The sequence below is a fragment of the Mycoplasma sp. 11548 genome (assembly GCF_055523555.1).
Window position 1 is genome coordinate 690,313 of the sequence record NZ_JBVFVF010000001.1, and the last position, 26,353, is coordinate 716,665.

Here is a 26,353-nt window from a genome sequence, read left to right on the forward strand (position 1 = left end):
AAAAGGACTTGAAAAATCAAGTCACTTTTTTATTATTTATTAAATTAATTGGTGGTCTACAAGAGCTTTTTTGATTGCATCAATAGCTTCTTGTTCATCTTCACCTGAAGTTTTAATTGTAATTTCTGCGCCACATTTAATTCCTAGCGCCATAATATTCATAATTGACTTTAAATTACCTTCACGTCCTTCATATGATAATTTTGCTTCTGATTTAAATCTAGCAGCAACAGCTGTTACCAATGAAGCAGGACGTGCATGTAAACCAATTGGGTCAATTATTTTGCATTTCAATTCTTTCATATTATGAACCTTTCTATATCTAATTAATTATTTTCTAATAAATGCCAAATATAATTATACCACAAATTAAATTAATGTTTTAATTCAATTGAAAAAGAAGTTTTCAATTTTATTATATTTACGTTCAATATTCGACATTTTGTGAAAATTAATACATTTTTTATCATATTTTCTAAATAACGTTTTTAAATCTTCGACAATCTCACCTTGCACAATATCAACTGTTTCATATTGCGAAAACATGCTGCGTGGATCTAAATTATTAGTTCCAAGTCAACCAACTTCACCATCAATAATTCCCATTTTCGAATGTAAAAAATGATCAGAATAAATTTTTACTTTTAACCCAAATGGAATATAGCGATTTAATTGGTTTAAACCAGTTTTATAAACAAGTTTTTTGTCTGGCAATCCGGGAAAATAAATAGTAATTTGCACCCCGGTTTTTAATGCTATTATTAACAGTTTTTCTAAAGAACTTGTTAATGTAAAATATGGAGTTGCAATTTTAATGCTACTTTTTGCATTTGATAAAGCCAAAAGTAAAAAGTCTTCAATTGTGGAGTATTTATAATTTGGAGAATCAGCTACCAATAAAGCCCTGGAATTATATGTTTCTTCTTGGTGTGAATTATATGTTAAATAATAACTTAAATTATTAATTTTTTCTTTCGAAATTAAACGCCATAATTTGAAAAATAGCAACACATAGGAATTAATATAAGGTCCTTGCATAATGTAATTAACATCAATTCAATGACCGTATTTTGGAGATAATGATCCATATTCATCTGAAATATTATTTCCGCCAGAAAATACTAATTTGGAATCTATAATAAAGAATTTTTGGTGGTTTCGCGTAAATGATGAAAAATTTATAAATGGATAATAAATTTTACCAATCATTCGAATTTTGATTAAATTTGTTTTAATTAAATTATTAATGTATTTACGTTGTTTACCAATTGCTCCAAAATCGTCAATTAGTCACTTAATTTCAATGCCTTGTTTTTGTTTTTGTTTTAAAATTTCAATAATTTCTTTTGCTATTTCACTATTTTTAATTATGTATGTAACAATGAAAATACTTTTTTTAGCTTCTTTTAAACTTTGAATTAATTTTTGATAAAAATCATATCCTTCCGATATTAAACGAATATTTGCATCATACATTAATGTTTTACGTTTTAAAATCATTTTTTGAATAATAGGGTTTGTCGAATTATGAGTCGATGCATTTATATCTGAATAATATGAAATTTTATATTCTGGTAATTCTTCTAGTTGCCTTTCAAATTTAGATTTTAAATCTAAACCAAAGACAAAGAAAATAATATGACCAAAAATAGGCACAAATAGCACTAAATATAACCAACTAAACTTAGCCTGGTTATTTCTGTTTTGAGCATGAATAATAAAAGTTGTAATTACATTAAGTAAATAAATAAAAATCAGTAAAAGCCAAATTAGGTCATTATTAATAAAAAGTGTAAGAAAAATCATGCTAGCAAAATATCCACTAGAAATTAATAATTGGAGAATAAAAATTAAAATTCGCTTAATTGTAAATTTTCTAGACATGAAAACCTTCTTTAGTATTTATTATTAAATGATGTTTTTATATGGTAATTTTATTGCTTTAAAATAAATTTTATCTTTAGGCAAAATTTGCTCTAAGTCTTGCATAATTTGATATGCAAAGACTTCTTCACACTTATGCGGGATTTCTAAAACATTAATTTGTTTTTCTTGGTAGTTAATTCATTCATTTCATTTTAAATCACTAGTAATAAATAAATCAACTTTTAGACTCGAACTTAGTTTGTTAATATCATAAATGGAACCTGATCCTGCTAAAATAGCTACTCTCTTAAATTCTTTTAATTGATTTGGATCAAAATTAGACCTTAAAGTATTTTGATAATTAAATTTTTCCTTAATAATCTCAATTAAATTAACACCAGCAGGATTATCAAAAACAACTCCATATAAAGTTGGAATCATCCTTAAATTATATTCATCTAATCCTAAATATTTAAAAACTTGGTGCGAGGTACCTAAGTATGCTATATCATAATTAGTATGTAAAGAATAAACGCTAATATTATGTTCTTTTAATTTGGAATTAATTTCTTTTTTATACGGAGCACTTTGATATTCTTTACCCCAAGAATCACTAAAAATAAATGGGTGGTGAGTTAAAATTAAATTACACTTTAACTCAATTGCTTTGTTTAAAACTGCATTTGTTAAATCAATTGCTAATAAAGCACCAGTAAGTTTGCTTGAAAGTTTGTTTTTTACATTTAAACCAGAATAATCTCAAGGTTCAGAATCTTTTAAAGGGTATAAATCTTCTAAATATTCAATTACTTGTTTTACAGTCATATTAATAAAAATCCTTTAAAATATTTCCGTATTTTGGGTCATTTCTTAATTTCTTAAGAATTTTATTTTCAATTTGCCTAATTCTTTCTTTTGATACATTATTTCGAGCAGCTGCTAAAGCTTCAAGGCTATGCACTTTATAAGGAACACCGTTTTGGTCAACCCCAATTCCATAACGCTTAGAAATTAATTCTTTTTCATCAGGTTCCAAACGATCAAGCATTTTTTGTAAAATAACACTTAACTCATCTTTTGACGAATGATCGATTGGGCTAACAATATTATCATCTTTAACAAAATCACTAAATTGTGAATCATTTTCTTTACCCACTTGTTTATCTAATGAAATAGGGTCAGCATTTATTTTACGAATGTAGCGAACTTTGTCTGTTGTAAATGCACCTCCGATTCTTTCTGCAATTTCTTCATCAGAGGGTTCATAGCCTAGTTCGTGACTTAATTCACGTTCTACTTTTGAAACTTTATTAATTGTTTCAACCATGTGCACTGGAACTCTAATCGTGCGAGCTTGATCAGCAACTGCACGAGTAATTGCTTGGCGTATTCACCAAGTAGCGTAAGTTGAAAACTTAAATCCTTTATTAATATCAAATTTTTGAGCAGCTTTAATAATTCCTGAATTACCTTCTGAAATTAAATCAATAAAAGACAGGCCACGATTTTTATATTTTTTAGCATTATTAATTACTAAACGTAAATTACGATTAATTAAAGTATCGCGGGCTTTTTTGCCACGAAAGCCTCCTTGCATCATGCGGCGAGCTAACTCTTTTTCTTCAGCTTCTGTTAATAACTTACCATATTTACCTATCCAACGCATATATCATTTTACAATGTCATTAGTTTCAGTAAGTTTATTATATAAATTCTCAGATTTTTTCTCTTCAACATTCAATAGTTGCTCGCCTAGATCAAAATCATCATCGTCACTAAATTCATCATAGTATGTTTCTGAATCATCATCAGAATATTCATCGGAATCTTTTTCTAAATCTTCGTCATCTTGTTCTTCATCTGATTCATCATCAATATACAAATCATCATCATTGCCATCTTCTAAGTCACTAAAATTAGGTTCTTCAAGTTCAATTTTATCTAATTCATCAGTTATCGATTCTAAGTCAAATTCGTTAGTTTGTTTTTTTATTTTTTTAGAGTTATTAGATACTTCTTTTTGGAAATCTTCTAAGAAAACTTCATCTAAATCTCCAGAATCCTGTTCGTTGGTTAAAATATTTTCTTCTATTAGTTGGTTAAATAATTCATCCATTTGATCATCTGGAACATCTAAGTTTTGTTGGTATAAAAAATCCATTACCTCTTCTTGAGATAAACTAGATTTATTTTTCTTTTTCATATCATTGCTTAGTAAATTTATAAAAGTCTTAAAGTTAGATTTCATATTTTCTCCTTATAATTTAATTTCTTTAAAACGTTTTAATTCTTTAATTAAATTATTATAGTTTTTTGTGCTTGGGGTAATATTAAACTTGCGATTTTCATCATTATGAGAATTTAATAATTCTCGTATTAATGGAGTCAATGCAACTTTCCCACTTTCTTCTTGCAAAGTATTTTGTATTTTATTAGTATAACTAAGATAAAATTCTTTTAAATCATCTTCAGGAAATTGTTCATTATAAGATTTAATCAAATCAAAAACTTTACGGTGCATTTGACGCTTTATATTATGAACTAATTCATTACTTTCTGAACTGGGGTCAAGTTCTAAATACGTAAAAGTACTTGATTTAATTTCATTAAAAGTATTGGCTAAGTCTTGTGGTTTACAATAAAGAATACTTGAATTATCTAATTGAAAAAAGCGTTTTGCAAAGTCTGGTTTTAAAATAAAGTAAATTAAAAATTTAATTCTAATATTATTGGCCATAAAACCATTAAATTTACTTTGATTTAAAATTTTAGAATTATGTATGTTATATGATTCATAATATGTCTCATAATCCATGTTTATAAAATTATTTAATTCATGTAGTGGCGAGGATGGTGTTGTTAAATTTTCCAGTAAATCATAATTAAATTCATTTTTAAATTTAGAGGCAAAATAATTCTTTTTATCATAACTTATTAATGATAAAAACTCTTTAACATCATCACTAAATTTTTTCACGTTCTTGAAATCAAAAACTTCTTTTAATTTGTGTAAATCAACATAATAATCATAAATAAAATCAATAAAAGATTTTTTTTGATCTAAAATGTGTTTTAAGCCGTGTGGGCCTTCACTATTTAAAATTTCATCTGGATCTTTATTTGCAGAATTATATGCAACATAAACTTCTTGCACTTGATTACGTAATAAAGTTTTTAAAGATTTTAAAGTAGCATTGATCCCTGCTAAATCATTATCTAAAAATAAAGTAATTGAATATTGTTTTATTAATGAAACATGATGATTGCTAAGAGTCGTCCCCATTAAAGCTACAACATTACCAAAACTAGCTTTATCAAAGGCAATAACATCCATAAAACCCTCAACAATAATAATTTCCTTGGTATTTTGAGCCTCTTCTAAAGCATTATAAATGTTATATAAGATTTTGGATTTATTAAACAAGATTGTTTCAGGTGAATTGATGTATTTAGGTTTGCTATCTTCATCTAGCGCCCGAGCACTAAAACCTACTATTTCATTAAATTCATTTTTAATTCCAAAGGTAATTCTGTTCCAAAAAATATCATGTAATTCATTATTAATAAGCCCAGCTTGCAAAATTAGCTCATTTGAAAAATTAGCAGATGTATTTAAATATTCACGTAACTCATGATAAGGAGCATAGCCAATATTAAATTTTTTACGTATCTCAGGATCAAAAATCTGGCGCTTTTTTAAATATTCTTGGGCTTTTATATTACTTGTTGCTTTAATTTTAAAAAATGAATTAGCAACATTTAAGAGCTCTAGTAACTGAATTTCCTGTTCAGTTTTAGTCGAAATATTTTGAGAATTAATGTGAGATAAATCTAAATTAAGCGATAATTCATTAGATAAATATTCAAGTGTTTCAAGGTAACTTTTATTAAGATGTTTTTTAATAAAAGTTATTACATTACCGGATTCTGAACATGAAAAACATTTATAAATACCTTTTGATACAGAAACTGTAAAACTAGGGTTTGAATCTTGGTGAAAAGGACATAAACCTAAATAATTATTTCCTTTTTTAGTTAAGGAAATAAAATTAGAAATAACTTGTACTATGTCTGCTTTATCTAAAATTTGTTGGTTGATTTCTTTAAAATTTATTTGGTTCATTTTTATATTCTATAAGTACTTAAATATTTGATCTAGATCAATTCTAAATTGTTCCATTGTATCACGATTTCTTAAGGTAAAAGTGTTAGTTTCTAATGAATCGTAGTCAACTGTTAATGATCAATATGTCCCAATTGCATCCTGGCGGCGGTATCGTTTACCAATTGAACCAGCTTCATCATAAACACATGAAATTCCTTTATCAACTAAAAAAGACATAATTTCTTTGGCTTTAGGACTAAGTTTTTTAACTAATGGCAAGATGGCAACTTTATATGGTGATAGTTCTAAAGGAAATTTGAATAAGATTCTAGAATCTCCATTATCAAAATTTTCTTCATGATATGTATCAAGTAAAATTGCATACATTAAACGGTCTAAACCAATACTTGGTTCAATCACATATGGAGTAATTTTTGTATTTGTTTCCGGATCTAAATAAACTAAGGATTCACCTGAAGCTTGCTCATGAGATTTTAAATCATAATCACTGCGATTGGCAACCCCAAGTAATTCACCTCAGCCAAATGGAAACTTAAACTCAATATCAGTTGTTCCTTTTGAGTAATGGGCCAATTCTTCAGGTTCATGATTACGAATTTTAATGCTTTCTTGCTTAATGCCTAATTTTAAAATAAAATTTTGAGCTTTATTAACGTAATAATCAAATCAATAATCAGCTTGATCTGGAAAACTGAAAAACTCTAATTCCATTTGCTCAAATTCTCTGGTCCGAAAAATAAAGTTGCCCGGGGTTACTTCATTTCTAAAACTTTTACCAATTTGGCCAATTCCAAAAGGTAATTTAGCCCGAGTAGAGCGCAAAACATTTTTAAAATTAACGAAAATACCTTGGGCAGTTTCAGGACGTAGATAGATTTTATTTTTACTTCCTTCAACGATTCCTTGCTCAGTTTCGAACATTAAGTTGAATTCTCTGATCTCACTTCAATTTGTTTTAGAACCTTCATATTCAAAAACATTATAATCTAAGAATTCTTTGAGTTCCATTTTTGTCATTTTTTCAGGAACTAAGGTTGGATTAACTTCTTGAGCTATTTTGTCTGCTCGATAGCGCTTCCCATTTATTTTATTTTCAATCAATGGATCGCTAAAATTTGATACATGTCCACTAGTAACCCAAACTTGCGGATTCATCAAAATTTTAGAATCAATTAAAAAATTACTGCTTTCTTTTAAGATAAATTCTTTTTTTCATAAATCACGAATATTATCTTTTAAAAGTGAACCTAAGGGCCCATAATCTCAAGTATTGGCAAGGCCACCGTATATTTCACTACCTTGAAAAACAAACCCGGAAGACTTTAAATGATTTAAGAATGTTTCATTAATTTTACTGTAATTATTCATATGAGTTTCATTATACCAAAAACAAAAAAATCTAATAATAAATATTATTAGTTTTTAAGCGTTGTTTTTTGGAAAAGTCACTTGCGAGATATTAACAAAATAATTGTCCTTTAATTTTAACATAAATTTTACATAAAAAATGTATGCGAAAACAGAAAACACGGCAGTGTTTTCTCGTCGGTTTTGCTTACTTTTGCCAAAAGTAAGGCCCCTTTGATTGCAATCAAAGGCGGGGGATTAAAAAAATTTTAGGTTATCTTATATTGCTGTACAACTTGCCGATAGTTATTTATTTTTTCCATCATATAATCAATTTCTTGCTGAGAGTATTTATCTAAGCTTTTTCCTTTGGGAATGTAATACCTAATTAAGCGGTGCATATTTTCTATTGAACCTTTTTGTCATGAACTATATGGTTGGCATTTAAATAATCTTTCAGTTGGAATAACCTGGTGCAATAAGACATTTTCACTACCATTATCAACTGTTAAAGTTTTAATCTCTAAGTTATGTTTCTTGATTAGTTTGACAAGAGTTTGTTTTATAGCTTTGGAGTTGCGTTTTGAAAGCATAGCATAAGACATTCTGGTTTGCCGTTCAATCATGGTCACAATACAATAGGTATCATTGATTTTACCAATAACGGTGTCTAATTCAAAATGGCCGTGTTCAGAGCGATCATTAATATAAGCTGGACGTTTTGAAATTTCTGTAGCATATTTTAATGTTTTAGGTTTGGTTTTCTTTTGCTTCCTTATGCCATATTTGCCTTCAGATTTTTTAACAATATGGTCAAAATCAAGGAAATAAGGGTATTTTTTGATTATTTTATAAATTGTACTAGGTGAGGGAGCAAATTCATCAGGGGATAATTTTTTAAAAGAATTCACAAGATAGGTAACTGATTTCTTAACTTCTTTTTGCTGCAAATTCTTTTTATTTCTATTTTTATTGTATGTGTTAAGCTCACTATATCAATATTTTCTGTAGGCCTTTCATTTCTCTTTAATTGCATCACTTACAAAAAAGAGTCGTGAAAATGAATAACCTAATAAATGTTCGTATAGCTTGGTAAAATTAAGGGTTTTAACCCGCATTACTTTTTTTGAACACTTAGGACAAACATAGCGATTTTGTTTATCTAAACTAAGTTGTCTGCGATTTGTAATAATTTCGATTTTGTTTTTTATACTTCGAATGTCTCTATTAAAAATTTTGGCTACTTCTTGGATTGAGAAACCTTCAGAAAGTTCTTGTAAAATATTATAAAGTTGTTCTAGATCGATTTGATCTGATCGTAATTTTCGTTGTGTCCCAAGAACTCCTTGCATTTTCAAGATAGTGTTGTAATTCTCTTCAATTTTAAAATGTTGATATTTATTTTCTTTTCGATATTTGTCAAAAACACAAATATATTTTTCTAAATTTTTCATATAATTTTAAAGTCTCCTTTCATTTTTTTAACATTTATTAATACAACTATTTTATTACAAGGCAGACAAAAACAATGTCACATGCAAAAAAACTTGCATGTGACATTTCCATTTAATAAGTTTTTAAGCGTATGTCCAATGACAACTATTTAGGCCCATATATAAATCCCATGGAAAGTGAACTAATTTAATTAAAATATGGTATAAATTATTTATGAGAATCAAACATAACATAGATAAGTACAAAAACTTAACAAACTACGAACTAAAAAAACAGCAATCTCTCATATTAATTGCTGCTAATATTGAAAAATCTTTATCTCAACTTAGTTTAATTACAAACCTTAGTGTATCAACTGTAAAAAGATATAAAAAAATAATAAAAAGTAATCAAGAAATTGACATCAGTCATAAAAATAAAAATCAACAAAGAAGTTGCAAAGTTACCGATTCAGAAATTGAATTAGTGTTTAAAGATTATTTAAAAACATGTGAAATTATTTTAAATAGCATTCTAACAAATAACCAACTTTCGTTTAAAAGTTATTATTATTCAGAATATGGTTCTTTTATAAGGCAAAAAATTTCTTACAAAACTTTGGTAAGAAGATTCAACCAATTAGGATTATTTAATATACATACAACCAAAAGAGGAAGAAAAATAGCAAAATTATCAAAGAAGAAAACTTCACAAGAGACAACATTGCTATTAAAAAAATATTATAAACAAATTAAACAAAATGAAAAACAAAGACAAGTTTTGGGTCTAAAGAAAAATTTAGAATTTGGTGAAATTGTTGAAATCGATGCTCAGCTTGAACCATATTTAAAAAATAATAAACCATTCTATCTTTATCATGCAATTGATGTTGCCACTGGAACATTATTAGCAGCATGATTTGAAGAACAAGAAACAACATTAGGATATCAAAGACTGTTAGAAATAGTATTTAAGAAATATGGATTTCCAAAGAAAATTTATACTGATAAAAGAAGAACTTTTTGGGGAAACGAAAACGCACAAACAATTTTTGAAAAAGATTTAAATAAAAAAGGAATAGAAGTACTCAGTTCATCTAATCCCAAACATAAACCTCACGTTGAGAGATCTTTTAGAACATCATTAGATCAATACCCATTATTAATTCATGAAAACGGATATAAAGATATTAATGATTTAAAGCAAAATAACGAAGTATTTCAAAATTATTACAACACGAGGAATAAAAAAATAATTTCTAAACATAATGTCTTTCAAAAAGAAGGAAAGAAAAACGGCAATTGAGCCGTTGATTTAGAGATTAATAGAAAAGTTTTAAATGGTGTTGTTAGATACCAAGGTAAAAACCTTGCAGCTTTCGATATGCATGACAAAAGGATTATATTTCCTTATAATTCTGATGTTGTGTTAGTACATTCTTCTGATGATAATTTGTATTTTAAATATAATGGAAAAAAATACTTTGCCAAAGAACCTAATGGAAAATATCTAAGCTTTACAGAAATGTGAGCTCTTGAGAAAGGTTTAGATTATTCTATCCCTGCCGTTGGAAAACTAGCATTTATCCATAAGAAAACAAACTCATTTTTTAAAACTCTTGAATTATACATCTCAAAGTTTAATAGTGTCTCTGTGAATGCACAAGGAAATAACCTTGAAGCCAATAAGATTATGGCTGAGTATTTAGAGATACTTCGAACATTACACAGAAGCATCAATGATGAAATAAAAATTGATGCATATTAATTTTAATATTTTTTAATAAAAAAGAGAATAATAAAAATAGAAAACACGGGCACGTGTTTTCTGGAAGTTTTGCTTACTTTTTCAAAAGTAAGGCCCCCTTGATTGCAATCAAGGGCGGGGGGTTTAAAAATCTTTTTGTTTCATTTTGAAATTTTATAGTTAATTTAATAATATGCATAATTGTATCTTAATTTTTTAGACAGTAAAAACATCAAAAAATATATAAATTTTCCAATTTAGTTGCCAAAGAAGACAAAAAATTTTTTTTGTTTTGTTTTTTCGTTATCTTTTTTTGCAACAAAGGCATCATAATATAAATCAAAAAATAAAAAAATGATTAACCCCAATAGTCTAGCAAAAAATTAAAAATGTAGTTCAAAAAAGTAGTTATTCTACAAAAAATCTAATAATAAATATTATTAGTTTTTAAGCGTAAGTAATAATGATATTAATTACAAAAATTATGGTTCATAAAATCAAATTTAAAACATAGCCAAAGGAGGTTTTATAATAAAAGCTATTATAGTAATTGTCTTGTAATTCTTTTTGTTTATAAAAAATTTGTTTTTGACTTTCTGACATTTCCATAAGTTTTTTTTGCTCTTTAATTTTTGTATTTTTAGAATTAATGTTTTTAAAATTATTAATCGTTTTATTTAATAAGCCCATTTTTAAACCATAAGCCAAAAGCGCACCTACAAAGGTAATTATAATTGAAGTGTTTATAGAATTTAAAAATTTATAATTATCATAACGGTGTTGCACAATAAAATCAATTAAAACAACTAACCAATAAAATATAAAAAATAAACTTAAAATAAAATAAGTTTTTCTTGCTTTAAATTGAAATTTTAAATATTCTTTAAGAATTTGTTTTCAGGTTCATTTTTGTTTTTTTTGCATTTTTTGTCTCTTTTTTAAATTTATTTAAGTTTTTAATAATTACTCATTGTAAGAATTTGTGGATTATTCTTACTAAGAATCTCTTTGTTTTAGAATAGTTCATTGCTAATTCGGATTCAAATTTTAGAACAAGGTTTTTTTTGTTAAAATCATAAAAAGCATACATATAAAAACTATGCTCTTTATACTTAAAAGTAACTTCTAATAAATCATGTTGCTCACGATTTTCAAATTCATGTTGCTGGATTTTAGTAAGTTTAATAGACTTTAAAAAAACTTTGCCAACTTCAAAAATATTTAATGCTTCCAAGGCTTCATAGTATTCAAAATTAACTTCTTTGGTGCTTAAAGAAAAATTAAATTTACTTTCAAGGGTTTTAAGATACTTATAACCAAAAAGATAATTGTTGTTTTTATAGTCTAAAAACATTTTCGATAACTTTAAAATAAAGTCAAAATTTGAATAATTTAATTGGTTACCTAAATTTGCAGAAAATTTATTATGAGTGTAACTAAGTAAAACATTATTAGTCCCTAAGGCAATATTTTGATTATTATCATAAGGTATTTTAAAATTTATTAAGAGATTGAGAATAAATTTTGGTACATAAAATGGTAAATAAACTTGGTTTAAATTAAGGCTTGAATCATTTTTTCAAGTTAAAAAATTATAGTTAATAAATAAGTAAATTAAATCTTCTTCTTTTAGGGTAATATACCTACTTTTAACTTTAGCATAAATTTTTAACTGTTTTGCTTCATTAAGATGAATAATTAAATCCGTTTTATGTTTGCCAAAATTTAAATCCAAAATAGTAAATAGCATTTTATTTGAAATATTTCTTTTATATATAACAACTTTATAACTAGAATTATTCAAAATTCTTTGTAAGATAAATAAATCTAGAGAATTAGATGCAATAATACTAATTTTTAATGTTTTGCTTAGTTCAAAATCACCTGTTTTTGATGTAAAATTAGTTTTAAAATTTGAACAGTAAAGTTTAAGTATTTTATCAACATTAATAATTGTTGATTGAGAACTTGGTGATAATAAAAATAAATTATTAATTTTAGTAAATTCACTTAAGTAAAAAATATATTCTTGCAATTTTAGATCAATCTTATCTTTAACTAACTTCAAATAATATTTATTTTGAGTTTGATTATAACTTAAGAAGATTCCATTATTAATACCAGTAGTTTCGATAGTTTTATAAAATAAAAATTCATTAATGGTATCATAATTATGAGTAAAAACTTCAAACTTTGCTTTGTTAGCATAACGTACTAATAAGTTTTTTAAATTTTGGCCTTGAACATTCCCAAAATCAGTTGCAATTAATATTTTTTTATTTTTGTTACTTGATAAATCTTTCAAGAAAATTGCAAAAATACTCAGGCAACTAAATGGATTTAAATGGTCTAAATTAAATTTATTAATTCCTACAAATTCAATGCCATAAACTGTACTTTTAGCCTTGCTTACTAAATTGTCAAAATCCATATGGTAATGTTTAATTTCGTTATCAAATTCCTCTAATGTTGAAATTGATTCATTATTATAAAAACTTCTTCAAATATTTAAAGTACTAAAGGCCATAAATCTCCTAATTATCCTAATATTTTTTTAATTTTACCAAATTTAAAGTAAAATAAATAAAATACATTTTTATAAATAAATTTTTTTAGTTAGGAGTCTTATGTCATTAAAAGCCGGAATTATCGGATTACCCAATGTAGGTAAGAGTACTTTATTTAGCGCCTTAACCAAAAAACAAGTTGAATCTTCAAATTATGCCTTTACCACAATTGAACCAAATATTTCAACTGTTCCATTGATTGACCCGCGCCTTAAGCAAATTGCAAAATTAATTAATCCAGATAAAGTTGTTTGAGCTACTTTTGATTTTGTTGATATAGCTGGTTTAGTACAAGGAGCTTCAAAAGGTGAAGGTTTAGGTAATAAATTTTTAGCTAACATTCGCGATGTAGATGCTATTATTCATGTTATTAGATGTTTTAATGATAAAAATATATTGCATGTTGCTAACTCAATTAATCCAGTACGAGATAAAGAAATTATTAATTATGAATTAATCTTGGCAGATTTAGAAACTATAAATAACGTTTTAAATAGAGTTTCTAAAAAGGCGAAATCTGGGGATAAAGATGCAATTATTGAACAAAATGCTGCTTTAAAAGTAAAAGCAGCATTAGAACAAACTATACCAGCACGTGAAGCACTCTTAGATGAAGCTGAAACAAAATTCATTAAAGGTTATAATTTATTAACCTTTAAGAAAATTATTTACGTTGCTAATTTAAATAGTGAACAATTTATTGATTATCAAAATGATGAATTATACAAATCACTTGAAAGTTCTTTAAAAGACCATGAACAGTTAATCCCAATTTCAGCTGAATTAGAAGCTCAATTAAGTATGATAGAAAATATTGATGAAAAACTTGAGTTATTTACAATTTATAATATTCAAAGTAGTGGGCTTGACATTTTAACCAAAGCTGCTTTTAAATTATTAGATCTTGAAACATATTTTACAGCAGGGAAAATCGAGGCAAGAGCTTGAGTTTATAAAAAAGGTTGATCTGCTCCTAAATGTGCGGGGGTGATTCACAGTGATTTTGAGAAAAAATTTATCAAGGCGGAAGTGATAAGTTACCAAGATTATTTAGAATATGGTGGAGAATTAGGTGCAAAAAATGCTGGTAAACTACGCCAAGAAGGTAAAACCTACATTATGCAAGATGGCGATGTTTGCCACTTTAAATTCGGAAAATAAAAGCAAAAAACAATTTGCTTTTATTTTTTAATTGCATATATCAACATTATGTTTTAAATTTCTGTATTTTCTAGTATCATATTAAATATGATAAATAATAAATGGAAAAGAATTATTTTAATTATTGTTACATTTGGTTTAATACTTTTAAAGTGAAAAAAAGTAAAACATGAAAAAAATACTATTTACCAAGTGAATAATCCTCCTTTTGAAATAACAAAATTAATCGAAGCTTTAGGCATAAATAATTACATTATTAAACAATATAAACCTTCACGAATTGAATTAGAAATTAAAGATATTTCATTAGTGAACTTAGAAAAAATCAAAAACCTTAAGGGAGTTAGTGGACTATTTGTGAAAAGTAATTTAATTTCAATAATTTTAGGTGTATATACCAAAGCAACATTTGATGCATTACAAAATAGTAAAGGAGTATAATGAATACAATTGACATTAAATATACAACTATTTTAAATAATTTGCTTGATGTTGAACCTGGAGATCCTGCAATTTTTACCCGAAATAATCGCAAAGATTATTTAGATCTTAAAGATCTTATTGACCATGAACAATACCAAGCAATTATAAACAATGAAACATTTAATATTTCATTACTAGATGGGGCTTTATTAGCTTTAAAAAAAGAAATTGAATTATCAAATTCATTAGATGAACTTACTTATATAGTTAAAAGCAAAAATATCCGTAAATTAAAGTTTGAACGCTTTTTAAATGCTAAAACTCATTTTAATGAAATTAAGAAAAATATTCTTAATATTATTCAAAGCAAGATTCATAGTCAAGTTACTACCTTAAAGCAATTATCAGTTAAGGCCCATGAATATTTGGAAGAAACTAATGTTTGACCATTACATATTGGATTCTTATTTATAAGTTTGAGAATTGAAGATAAAGTAATTTATGCACCATTATTCTTTAAAGAAGTTACTATTAATATTAAAAATGGAAAACCATTTTTAACAAGTGAAGGTGATATTAAAGTTAATGAAAAACTACTATTCTTTTTTCAAAGTAAAGATATCGCCTTGCACCTTGACAAAAATTTAAATATTAATTCAATGACTGCATTAATTACAATCTTACAAAAAGATTGGGAAAATTTATTTACATTGCCAGAAGAAGTATTTGGATCATTCGAAAATATGGGTGAAAGCGAAATTCAAAATGAAAGTTTAATGTTTCACCCCGGTGCCATTATTGGTATTTTTGAACCATTGGGTGGTTACTCACGTGCAAGAATGAAAGAAATCATTGAAAAGCAAGAATTTGATGAAATTTTAAAAGTTAGTTTTAATAAAAATATTTACCAAGAAACAATCACCAAAACAATAAATAATCCTAACTACACAATTTTTAAAATTACACCTTCAAACTTATCGCAAGACAAAGCAATTGTTTCATCTTTAAATCAAGATACGATTATTTGAGGTCCCCCAGGGACAGGTAAATCACAAACCATAGTTAATTTAATCACTAATATTTTAATTTATAACAAAACTGCTATAGTTGCTTCGCAAAAAAAGGCTGCCTTAGATGTTATTAAAGAAAGAATGGGTATTTTGCAATCATTTTGCCTTTTTGCTTTAAAATCTAAAAATATCAATAAAAATAAGTTTTATGAACCAATCATTAAATACCTTCAATTATTGGAAAATTTTAAAGATCCAATTAATCCAAGTGAACGAACACCCATTATTAGTCAACAAGAACAAAAATACATTTATTTAATAAATGATATTTTAACAAATAAACACATTCAATCACTCCTAAGGGCTTATTATTACTTAGCAAAACATAAGCAAGATCCAAATTATATAAGCGATGTTGAAATGTTAATTAATTTACCAAATGATATTTTATACCCTGAATATGAATATTCCCACGGTCAAATTCTTGAAATTTTGAAAAAAGAAAACAAAATCAAATGATTAACCTTTTTACCAAAATATCGCAAGCTTAAAATTGTTGCTGAAAATATCGAATCGCATATACCGAAATTTGATGGAAGTTTTTCAGATTTAATCACTTTTTTTAATGAATTACCACAAAATTCTCTGGATAAAGAAACCATTAATAAACTAAATGAAATTATTGAATTAACTAAAAATTTAAAATATCAACAATTTATTTGAGACCAAAAGATCTTACATAAAATTATTTTAGAACGAATCTACAACCGCCTTACTAAATTAGATGAAAATGATAGCAAAGAATATCAGGAATTTGCACAGCATGTACGCATTAAAAACCTAGAACCGCAAAAATTCATGAAAAAATTTGCTAAATTGCTAAAAGTAATTTATCCAATTATTGTAGTTACTCCTGACACTGATTTAGCACATTGAACTAAAGGCGAAATTGACTATGCAATCTTAGATGAATCTAGTCAAATTTTTATCGAAAAGGGACTACCAATTTTATATTTAGCGAAAACTAAAATTTTAGCAGGAGATCCAAAACAAATGAGCCCAAGTAATTGGTTTGGTCGTCGCAGTACTGATGATAGTATTTTTGGAAAAGTAGAATCAATATTAGACTATGCTTCATCTCTAAATATCACTAAAATTTTATTAGATAAAAATTACCGTTCAAATTATTCTGAACTAATGTCTTTTTCATCAAAACATTTTTATAACTCCCAATTAGATGTGATTGATATAAACGATGATAATATCAATGATGCAATTGAAGTATATCAAGTAGAAGGGCAATGAAAAGACCAAAAAAATGAAGTTGAAGCTTTAAAAGTTATCGAAGTCTTAAAAGCAAATTTAAAAAAATATAATAAAATCATTATTTTAGCTTTTAATATACAACAAAGTGATTATATTAACAATTTATTGCTTAATAAATACCCAGAGCTTTATGATGATATTACTGAAAATAAAATTATGATTCGTAATGTTGAAAATATCCAAGGCCATGAAGCTGACTTAGTTATTACTACTGTATCATATGATAAATTTACAAGGTTTTCTTCAACATCAATTTGTAAGCCAAACAGTGGTAAAAATACTTTAAATGTAGCGATAACTCGCGCAAAAGATAAAATGATTGTTGTTAAAACAGTTAAAGCATCTGATATTAAATTACCTGAGAATTATTCTGAAGATTTAGAAATCTTCAAAAAATGGTTGCAATTTTTAGAAAAAACCAGTATCCAACGTAAACAAGATGTTTATGACTCCCTAAATCAAAATGATGATCCAGTTGATGATTTACAATTATTTGATTTAAAAGCTAATAAACAAAAAACTATTAGTAATTTAGAAAATTCTAAATGATTTATTGAATTAGTAAAAAATAGTATTAATAAATGTATATCCAACCAAAATCAATATGAAATATTTGAAAATTATATTGTTGGTTCTTTGAAAATAGACTTACTAATTACCAAAAATCAAAAACCTTTTAAGGCAATTATTTTTGATTCCTTTACTAACTTAAACAACGAAACATATATGGATATTAGAGACCAATTCCGTTTCTTAAAATCCAAAAAATATGATGTACACATAATCTCACCTATTTCATGAATTCATCAACAAAATGAATTAGAATATTGATTTAACAATGAAGGAAATCAAGAAAAGAATAAAGAACTAAAACCAAGTTTAACCTACATTTTGAACAAAGGTGAATTAGACTACTTTTTAAAAAATGAAAATAATGCACAAGTTGAAAAACAATTAGAAAGTTCAACTTTTGCAAATCAGTTAAAAACATCTGATAAAGAAATAGAAAAAGTAGTTGATATTCAAAATATCAACCAGCATGTTGAAAACACTAAAATTAAGAATGAAGTTATACAACAAAAAAACGTCCAAAGCCTTGAACAAAAAATTTCAAATAATCAATCTCCAAAACAAGATGAACAAGATCCAGCAATTCAAATAAATGATTCAATAAATAAAGATGATTGTAAAGAAGATGCTGATCAAGATATTCAAGCAAGTGAAAAAACCACAGACATTCAAAACCAAGATTTTGAATATTATGATTTTGCATTTGAAGATGATATATTAAATAAACCAAATATAGAAAATGAAAAAACTTTAGTAAATGATCAGCCAATCAACGAAGATGAATTACGTAAAGAACTTGATTTAATCATAAATTCAAATGAACCAAATCAAAATGCTAACAATGAAAAAGAATTGAAAAATTAAACTAAGAGAAAGATATTTGTATGTACGAAAATAATTCGCTAAATTTAGAAAATATCCTGGGTTTTTTATCTAAAAAAATTAAAAAAAATATCATCATGCATTTATTTACGTGTCACGAAAATGAATGTGATGTGATGACAATTGTTAATGTGTTAAATGCAAAGCAATCTAACATTTCTAAGCATTTAAATGATTTGAAAAAAGCTCAAATAATTTCAGCTAGCAGGAAAGGATTGTATTCATATTATTATTTAAATGATACTTTTGTTAAAAAATTTAAACCGTTGCTTAAATCAATTTATCAAATTGATTTAGAGCGAAGTTATGAATGTGAGTGTATTAGAGATGGCCACGACGTTGAAAACTAAGAATAAAATTAAAATTTGAGATTTTACTAAAGGCATTAGGTTTTTAATTTTCGTAACAATAGCCCTTATTTGTATTCAAATCTTTTTGGAAGTTATGACTCCAAGGTATGTGCAAAACATTATTAATATTATTTCGCTAGATAAATGAGAAGGACAAATAACAAAACAACAAGCTATTTATCAAAACGCAGGTTACTTATTTTTATTTATTTTTTCAACTTTGTTTATTTCAGTATTTGTCCAAGTTGTTTTAGTATCTAAATATCAAACACAGTTTAGTGCAAATATTAAAAATAAATTATTTGAACAAATTCAAAGTTTTTCACCACAAGATTTAAACCATTTTTCAGTTGGAACAATCTTAAACCGGTTAAGTAATGATGTTGGTTCAATGGAAAGAACTCTGCAGTTAGGAGTTACATCTGTTGTCCGCTCGGTCTTTATGTTTTCAAGTTCCTTATATTTTTCATTAAGTGAATCAACCCAATTATCATATGTTTTCTTAATTTCAATTCCAATTTGTTTTGTTATGTTTGCAATTATGTATATTGTACGTAAAAATATCCGTAAACTATTTAAATACAATGATCAATTTAACCAGAAATTACAGGAAAACTTGCATTCTCTAAAAACAATTAAAGCTAATGTTACCGAAGATTTAGAAACTAAAAAAATTCAAGATCATACTCAAAAATTAATGAAATCTAACTTAAAAATTGTTTTAGTTAACTCTTTCGGTGAAACTTCATTTATGACAGTCATTTATATGTCGTTGATTTTATTAGCCACTATTGGTGTTAATTTATTTTTAAATAATAAAATTGATGTTGGGCATATTGTTTTATTTGGAACATATATTTGAATGATTACTTCTTCATTTTTAGGAATTTTAAATATTAGCTACAATATTTTTATAGCAATCCCTAGTTCAAAACGACTCAGCGAAATATTAAACCACAAAACTCAAATTAAAAATGTGGCAAATCCTATTAAAGATTTTATAATCAAAAAAATTGAATTTAAAAATGTTTCATTTAAATACCAGCAAAATAAAGAAAGCACTTTATCTAATATTAATTTTATTTTAGATAAGCATGCTTCATTAGGAATAATTGGTAAAACAGGCGAAGGTAAAAGTACTCTAGTTAACCTATTAGCCCGCTTTTATGATGTTACTGAAGGCCAAATATTGATTAATGATATTAATATCAAAGAGTATGATTTAGATAGATTGCGTGAAAAAATATCAATTGTTTTCCAAGAAAATATTTTATTCTCAGGGACGATTAAATCAAATTTTACCTCAATTAAGAATGATGTAAGCGATGAAGAAATTTATGATGTTTTACAAAAAGCACAAATTTATGACTTTGTAATTAATAGTCCAGAACAATTAAATACTCTAGTTAATCAAAAAGGTTCAAATTTTTCAGGTGGACAACGCCAAAGACTAGCAATTGCCAGATCATTAATTAAAAATCCTGATTTATTAATAATGGATGATGCAACTAGTGCATTAGATTTTAAAACAGAACAAAGCATAAAAGAAACAATTAATCAAATTGATAATTGTCTGAAAGTTATTATTTCGCAAAAAATTAGTTCAATTAAAGATTGCGATAACATTATAGTATTAGAAGATGGAATGATTAGCAATTTTGGTAATCATGATGAATTACTAAAATTAAATAAGTTTTATAAAGATATTTATTCATACCAAAATTCAATTATAGAAAGTTTTTAATTATGCATTCAAAATATATTAAACACGATAAAAATTTAGTAAAGCGCATTTTTAAACTTCTGTGATCTAATAATAAGCTAATTTTAATCTTAGGGATCTTTCTATTTTTAGTTGCTTCAATTGGAATGCTTTATAACCAAATTTTTATTGGTAAAGTTATTGTTGATCTTGTTTTAAAAGATTATTTAGACCAAAATGCTATTAGAGATCCAAAAACTTTTGATTGACATTTTTTTACTTTAGTAATTGTTTTATCAGCATTACTCTTCTTATTTGCAATTATCTTTAAATTCATTGGAACTTGATTTTTAAACTTGGTTACATTTAAAACAACTAAAAAGATTCAAGATCAACTTTACTATAAAATTCAAAAATTGCCAATGGATTATGTCAATAAAGAAATGAAGGGCTCAATCATTGTTGCCTTTACGTCCGATATTGAGACTTTAAAAGGATTTTTTAGAGACGTAATTCCCAATATTCTAAATTCAATTTTAACTCTTTCAGTTTCAATTATTATGATGGTAACTTTAAGTTGGCAATTAACCTTAATTATGCTTTGTTTCTTAGCATTAATTATTGTTTCATCATATTTTATTATGAAACATTCTAAAAAAGCTTTTGGAAATGAAAGAAAGCAAAATGCCATTGTAACAGCATTTGTTGAGGAATCTCTTAGCAGCTTTGCCACAACTAAAATTTTTAATAATTCAAACCAAATTATTGAAAAGTACCGGACCCGGCAGAAAAAGGGGTGGTAATAAAACGATAAAAACACTGACTCAAAAAGTCAGTGTTTTTATATCAATTAATAAAAAAGAGATAAAAAAATATGCGGGATCTAAGAGCAAACCCGCATATACATCATCTCGATAAATATATTATACCACAATTTTTATGAATTGAAAAATAAAGGAGCAAAATTATGTCAGTAATTAAACATCATCTCGAAGAAATTATCTTTATGACTTCTAAAGAATGGGAGCAAAAATTAAAAACAGAAAGAATTATAGAAGCTTTAGAAACTAGAAATCAAAAATACATACTCAAATCTGTTGTTGAGGCTTTAGGAACTAAAGGTTTTGATATCAAAGTTTATAAAGATTTTGATTTTAAAAATATTTTTAAATTTTTAGAATTTGAAAATATTAAACTTAAAACTAATGAGAATTTACTTAAATTATTAAGTCAATGTGATCTTTTAGTTTTTTGTTTGTTAAAAGCTTTTTGGAAAAGAGGCAAACGATTCAAAACAATTAAAAACAATATTGAAATTTTAGAGTTTAAAAAAATTATGAAAAATCAATTTAGAATTCCAAGGCAAACAGTTGAAAACAGTCTTAAAAAATTTGAGGAACTTGGCTTGATTGAAATTGATTTTAAAAAAATAAAAATAAAAAAATTTAACTTAATTTTAAACCAAAAAAATCAACCAGGTTTTGTTGTTAAATTTAAAGACAATTTACTTTTTTGTTTACTTGCTTTCGGAAGAGAATTTGCTAAGAAAGTAATGCTTTTAAAATGATTGAAAAAGCAAAATAATAAGAAAAAAGCTTTAACCATAAAAATAAAAAAAGCAGATGAAAAAATACTTAGCAATAACTTATTTAATTCAAGTAAAAAAAATGAAAATGCTTCAAGAATTAAAAAAGCTATAACTCAAATTTTGTTTATTTTTGCTAACAAAAAATATGAAGATGTATTTTGTGTTAAATATAAATTCGAAAAGTCTGTAATTAAAAGATTTAGAACTTTTTATGATAAATTAGATCGAATTCAATTTTGTTAAATAGATTATGTTGATAAAAGTAAAAGTAAGTAATATTCTTGCTTACTGATTGTTATAAGCCGGAATATTACTTACTTTTACAACCTTTATTTATTTTTGATTTTATCTAGTTTTATTGGTTGTAAGAACGGTTTTTAAGAAACTGATTTTTAGTGTTACGTTTTTTTCTTAAATTTCCTATTTTTTTTTTGATTTTTAAAAAATGCCAAAAAATGTAACTTTATTTTATGTAAGTAAAATACAAAGAAAGTGATAGCTTTCTTTTCTATAGACCTTAGTATGTGTGAGAATATTAAATTAATAACTTAATATATTAATTTAATTAGAAAGGTGGCAAATTGACAAAAAAAGAGAAAGAGCTTTATATAAGCTTTAATTTTATTACAAATGACAAAGGATACTATACTGGATTAAATAATTATAGAAATCATAAAGATTGAGTTGAAAATGGTTTTTGAGTAGATTACTTTATTAGAAAAGATAAAGCTGTTGCAATGAGTGAGCTAAATGCCGAAAAAGAAAAAGAGCTAACAAGTGATTTGACTTTGTTAGGCGAAAGAAAAAAAAATGAAATTTTAAAAACATACAGAGAATATTTAAAAGCGAATTTAGATAATCCGCCAAGTGGCTTGTATGCTTTTAAGAATGGAAAATATTTTAAGAATATCGATATTAAAGAAGTAAAAGAAGCATCAGCTAAATTAAAAACACCATTTTATGATATGGTGATTAGTTCAAATGATGATATGCAAAAAAATGGAATGATAGGGGAAGATGCTTGGAAAAAATTAATTGAAGATTGTTTATTTAAATGATTAAAATCAAGTGGCCTTGGGTTTGATATCAGTAACTTAGAAATCTATTATGCTATTCATGGTAACACAAATAATCCACATATTCATATTAGTTTTTGAGAAACTAAATTAAAAAGAAATAAAGATAGAAAGTTATTTGGAATACAACAAAATATTACTAGAAGAAAATTCGAAGAATTGAAATTAGATATTTTAAGTAAGTTTACTTTTGATGAAGATATTGAAAAAATTAATAAATTAAATAACAATTTAAGAAATATTAAAATCAAATTTAAAAAAGAATTAATTGAAAATGAAAATTCTAGAGAAGTCAAAAAGGAATTTAAATCTGAAATTGATGAAATAAAAAAAGAATGTCAAATAAATAATAATCAATGATATTCACATTTAACACCACATTCACAAAAAATAATTTTAAAAATAAAAGAAACACTAATGAAAAATAATCATAGTTTCTTTATGATTTACAACAATTTTTACAAGACATTAAATGAATATAAAAAATTAGAAATCGATTCTCAAATTTTAAAAGAGGAATTTATGAGGAGACTTTTGAAAGAGGAAAAAGAATTTGAAAGAAAAATAAATAATGCTATTTTAAAAGAAATTTTGAAATTTGAAAGATCAGAATGACTAGATAAAAAGACAAATTCAACAAAAAACACATACAAGAATAGCTTTAAAAAAATGTTTGAAAAAGATTTTGCTTATTATGATAAAGATACTAAATACTTAAAACGGCTGGCTTATCAATTTTTCGAATCCAAATCAATTGAGGAATATGAAAAAATGAAAGGAATTAGTTATGAATAGTAAAGTCTTAATTGTTTTTAAATTATTTGCTTTTATTATTGTATGTTTACTAAGTTTTTGAATTTTATTTGGGTTATTTGAATTTTTAATTATACAAAAGGGAAATTTTAAAAATTTAAAGATTTGAAATATTTTAAATTTTAGTTTTGTAAATAATTTTCAAAACGGTAATAAAAATTTTTTAACACCAATTACTTTTATTTACTTAATACTTAATTTTGTTTTTGCTTTCTTTTTATTTAAAGAAAATATAAAAAAATTATGAAAAGTATTAAGAAGAAAACAAGATCATAATTCTAATTGGCTTTTAAATGAAATTAATAAGGAGAAAGATTATTCATTATTTAAAAAGCATTGTTCTTATGGTTTTAACAAATCTAGTTCATGAGTTTTAAAATTTGAAAAGAATAAAAAGAAATGGTTAAATATTCAGCATGAAGATATAGACAAAAATTCACTAATAATTGGAGGGACTGGTTCAGGTAAAACACAAAGAATTTTGTTACCTAATATTTTATATAACATTAATTTAGATGAAGAATATAGACCAAATTTAATAATTAATGATCCTAAAAGAGAAATAATAACTTTTACAGGAAAAAGACTAAAAGAGCAAGGATACAAAATTTATGTTATAGACTTTGAAAACACTAAAAAAAGTCTAAATTGAAATCCTTTGTTAACAGTTTTTCAAATTGTTGAAGAAGCACAAAAAAAGCAAAATTTAGATTTGCTTTTTGAGGCATATAGAAGATTGATTGCTTTGATTGATAATCTTAATTGAGGATTAGGAGGCGAAGCTAATGAGTTTTGAAATTCTTCAGGAAAAAAATTTATCGAAATAGTTGCAAAAACGTTTTTGTTAATGAAGTTTTATTTAAATAACTTTGAAGCAAAAGATTTTAATTTTACTAATATTGCACAAAATATTACCTCTAATTTTAACGTCAAATATCAAAATTTAACATTGTATAAAATTTTGGAAAAACATAAAAATGATAATGAATTATGAAATTCAATTTATAAAGATTATATAAGTATGGTTTCAAATGCAGAAGCTACATTAGGGTCTCAACTTCAAAATGGACTTAGATCATTAGATATGTTTGTAAAAGATGAATTTATTAAAAATTTAACATCGTATTCAGAGCGATTTAATATTTACGATATTTTTAATAATGAAAAGCAAAAGTTTGTTGTATTTATTCATTATGCAGATCAAAATACTGCAAATCATAAATTAGTAAGTTTATTAATTGATGAACTTTATCAAGGAGCTATTGATAAAGCAAAAAGAAATTTAGAAGAAAAAGGATTTGAAAGGTTAGAAAGAAGATTATTGATTATTTTAGAAGAATTTGGTAACCTACCCCAAATTCCTAATTTAGATAATAAACTATCAATAAATCGTTCTAGAAATATTTTATTTTGCTTAGTGTTACAAGATAAAAATCAACTTAAAAAATATAATACTAACGAAAATAGAGAAGTTGATAATATCATTCTTTCTAATCTTCAATTTGTTTATTTCTTAAATTCATCAGATGAAAATACTAAAAAATACTTCATTAATAAACTAGGAACTAAACAAGTTGAAAAATATTCATATTCAAAAAATGGAAAAAATACAAGTGAGAATATTTCTTATCAAGAAAAACCCTTGATTTCAATACAAGAATTAAGCAAAAAAGCCGCCTCAAATATTTTGGTCTTTATTGAAGGATTACCTCCTTTATATATCAAAACAAATTTAACTTATAAATATTTTTCTAATGATAAATTTAAATTTGATGATAATGAGAATTCCTTACAATTTAAGCATTTTGATATTGATAGTTGATTTAAAAAAGAAAGCAATAACCTAACAGAGAACCTAATACAAAAAGAAATAAATAAGATTATGCAATTAGAAAACTTAAATGAAATTGAAGCTAAAAAGAGATTTGAGCAAATTAAGAATCAAAAGGAGTTAAGAAATGATAATAAGGACTTTAAAGTGATTAGGCAAAATGTATTTGAAACTACTCAAATTTCTATGAGAGAGGACGTAGATGATGAAGAAGATGATGATATTGGTGAACAAAAGAAAGATTTAAATATTAATGAAATTGAAGAATATTTAAATAATGGCAACTTTTTCAAAATAAAAAACATTTTGAAAAAAAACAATTTAAATTATGAATTCCAAAGAATAAGCAATCTTTATAAAGAATATCAAAATTCAGAAGATGATTTTAAAGAATTAGCAAAGGAAGAATTAAAAGAATTTATCAATGATAAAGTTATTAAAAAATACAAGAAATCTAAAGGAGGAAAAATGTAAATTCTGGGAAAAGTAAAGAAAATAAGATTAGTTTTATTTCGTAATATTTATTTAGTAAATT

The 26,353-nt window shown here is 25.3% G+C and carries 19 protein-coding genes; 10 read left to right on the plus strand and 9 right to left on the minus strand.

Annotated elements, in window-relative coordinates; genetic code table 4:
- Window positions 1-39: 39 nt before the first annotated feature.
- From AC0B4K_RS02790 to AC0B4K_RS02820, 7 genes are all read right to left on the minus strand, one after another.
- The gene (locus AC0B4K_RS02790) at window positions 40-303 is read right to left on the minus strand and encodes an HPr family phosphocarrier protein (RefSeq protein WP_099309444.1); all 264 of its coding nucleotides are present in this window, start codon (window positions 301-303) and stop codon (window positions 40-42) included.
- A gap of 66 nt (window positions 304-369) precedes the next feature.
- On the minus strand, window positions 370-1,884 hold the full coding sequence (locus AC0B4K_RS02795) for a phospholipase D-like domain-containing protein (protein WP_465103725.1): 1,515 nt from the start codon (window positions 1,882-1,884) through the stop codon (window positions 370-372).
- Between the two features lie 24 nt (window positions 1,885-1,908).
- Window positions 1,909-2,691 carry a Nif3-like dinuclear metal center hexameric protein gene (locus AC0B4K_RS02800; RefSeq protein WP_465103726.1) on the minus strand — a complete coding sequence of 261 codons (783 nt, stop codon included), beginning with the start codon at window positions 2,689-2,691 and terminating at the stop codon, window positions 1,909-1,911.
- Window position 2,692: 1 nt separating this feature from the next.
- Window positions 2,693-4,114: an RNA polymerase sigma factor gene (locus AC0B4K_RS02805; RefSeq protein ID WP_465102407.1), complete on the minus strand. Its 1,422-nt coding sequence runs from the start codon at window positions 4,112-4,114 to the stop codon at window positions 2,693-2,695.
- A 9-nt stretch (window positions 4,115-4,123) separates the two neighbouring features.
- Entirely contained in the window at window positions 4,124-5,989 is a 1,866-nt protein-coding gene (gene dnaG / locus AC0B4K_RS02810; protein WP_465103727.1) for a DNA primase, read from the minus strand.
- A 9-nt stretch (window positions 5,990-5,998) separates the two neighbouring features.
- Window positions 5,999-7,360, minus strand: a complete 1,362-nt coding sequence (locus tag AC0B4K_RS02815) for a glycine--tRNA ligase (protein WP_465103728.1) — start codon at window positions 7,358-7,360, stop codon at window positions 5,999-6,001.
- Between the two features lie 248 nt (window positions 7,361-7,608).
- On the minus strand, window positions 7,609-8,793 hold the full coding sequence (locus tag AC0B4K_RS02820) for an IS30 family transposase (RefSeq protein WP_465103729.1): 1,185 nt from the start codon (window positions 8,791-8,793) through the stop codon (window positions 7,609-7,611).
- Window positions 8,794-9,007: 214 nt separating this feature from the next.
- On the opposite strand from AC0B4K_RS02820, the gene AC0B4K_RS02825 reads away from it, so the two are divergent.
- A complete protein-coding gene (locus AC0B4K_RS02825; protein ID WP_465103548.1) occupies window positions 9,008-10,540 on the plus strand; it encodes a transposase family protein in 1,533 nt (510 codons plus the stop codon).
- 426 nt (window positions 10,541-10,966) lie between these two features.
- On the opposite strand, the gene AC0B4K_RS02830 is transcribed toward AC0B4K_RS02825, so the two are convergent.
- Window positions 10,967-11,443: a hypothetical protein gene (locus tag AC0B4K_RS02830; RefSeq protein ID WP_465102868.1), complete on the minus strand. Its 477-nt coding sequence runs from the start codon at window positions 11,441-11,443 to the stop codon at window positions 10,967-10,969.
- Window positions 11,403-13,046, minus strand: a complete 1,644-nt coding sequence (locus AC0B4K_RS02835; RefSeq protein ID WP_465103730.1) for an MAG5620 family putative phospho-sugar mutase — start codon at window positions 13,044-13,046, stop codon at window positions 11,403-11,405. The genes AC0B4K_RS02830 and AC0B4K_RS02835 overlap by 41 nt, the downstream gene beginning before the upstream one ends.
- A gap of 100 nt (window positions 13,047-13,146) precedes the next feature.
- On the opposite strand from AC0B4K_RS02835, the gene ychF reads away from it, so the two are divergent.
- From ychF to AC0B4K_RS02880, 9 genes are all read left to right on the plus strand, one after another.
- A complete protein-coding gene (ychF, locus tag AC0B4K_RS02840; protein ID WP_465103731.1) occupies window positions 13,147-14,247 on the plus strand; it encodes a redox-regulated ATPase YchF in 1,101 nt (366 codons plus the stop codon).
- 87 nt (window positions 14,248-14,334) lie between these two features.
- Window positions 14,335-14,688, plus strand: a complete 354-nt coding sequence (locus AC0B4K_RS02845; RefSeq protein ID WP_465103732.1) for a PTS glucose transporter subunit IIB — start codon at window positions 14,335-14,337, stop codon at window positions 14,686-14,688.
- A complete protein-coding gene (locus tag AC0B4K_RS02850) occupies window positions 14,688-18,440 on the plus strand; it encodes an AAA domain-containing protein (RefSeq protein WP_465103733.1) in 3,753 nt (1,250 codons plus the stop codon). Before AC0B4K_RS02845 ends, AC0B4K_RS02850 begins: the two co-directional genes overlap by 1 nt.
- Before the next feature lie 95 nt (window positions 18,441-18,535).
- On the plus strand, window positions 18,536-18,808 hold the full coding sequence (locus AC0B4K_RS02855) for an ArsR family transcriptional regulator (protein ID WP_465101606.1): 273 nt from the start codon (window positions 18,536-18,538) through the stop codon (window positions 18,806-18,808).
- On the plus strand, window positions 18,786-20,552 hold the full coding sequence (locus tag AC0B4K_RS02860) for an ABC transporter ATP-binding protein (RefSeq protein WP_465103989.1): 1,767 nt from the start codon (window positions 18,786-18,788) through the stop codon (window positions 20,550-20,552). Before AC0B4K_RS02855 ends, AC0B4K_RS02860 begins: the two co-directional genes overlap by 23 nt.
- A gap of 2 nt (window positions 20,553-20,554) precedes the next feature.
- A complete protein-coding gene (locus AC0B4K_RS02865) occupies window positions 20,555-21,313 on the plus strand; it encodes an ABC transporter transmembrane domain-containing protein (RefSeq protein ID WP_465103734.1) in 759 nt (252 codons plus the stop codon).
- Between the two features lie 164 nt (window positions 21,314-21,477).
- Entirely contained in the window at window positions 21,478-22,341 is an 864-nt protein-coding gene (locus AC0B4K_RS02870) for a hypothetical protein (protein WP_465103378.1), read from the plus strand.
- 338 nt (window positions 22,342-22,679) lie between these two features.
- Window positions 22,680-23,969 carry a relaxase MobL gene (mobL, locus tag AC0B4K_RS02875; RefSeq protein WP_465103379.1) on the plus strand — a complete coding sequence of 430 codons (1,290 nt, stop codon included), beginning with the start codon at window positions 22,680-22,682 and terminating at the stop codon, window positions 23,967-23,969.
- A complete protein-coding gene (locus tag AC0B4K_RS02880) occupies window positions 23,938-26,292 on the plus strand; it encodes a type IV secretory system conjugative DNA transfer family protein (protein WP_465103380.1) in 2,355 nt (784 codons plus the stop codon). The genes mobL and AC0B4K_RS02880 overlap by 32 nt, the downstream gene beginning before the upstream one ends.
- The last annotated feature ends 61 nt before the right edge of the window (window positions 26,293-26,353 follow it).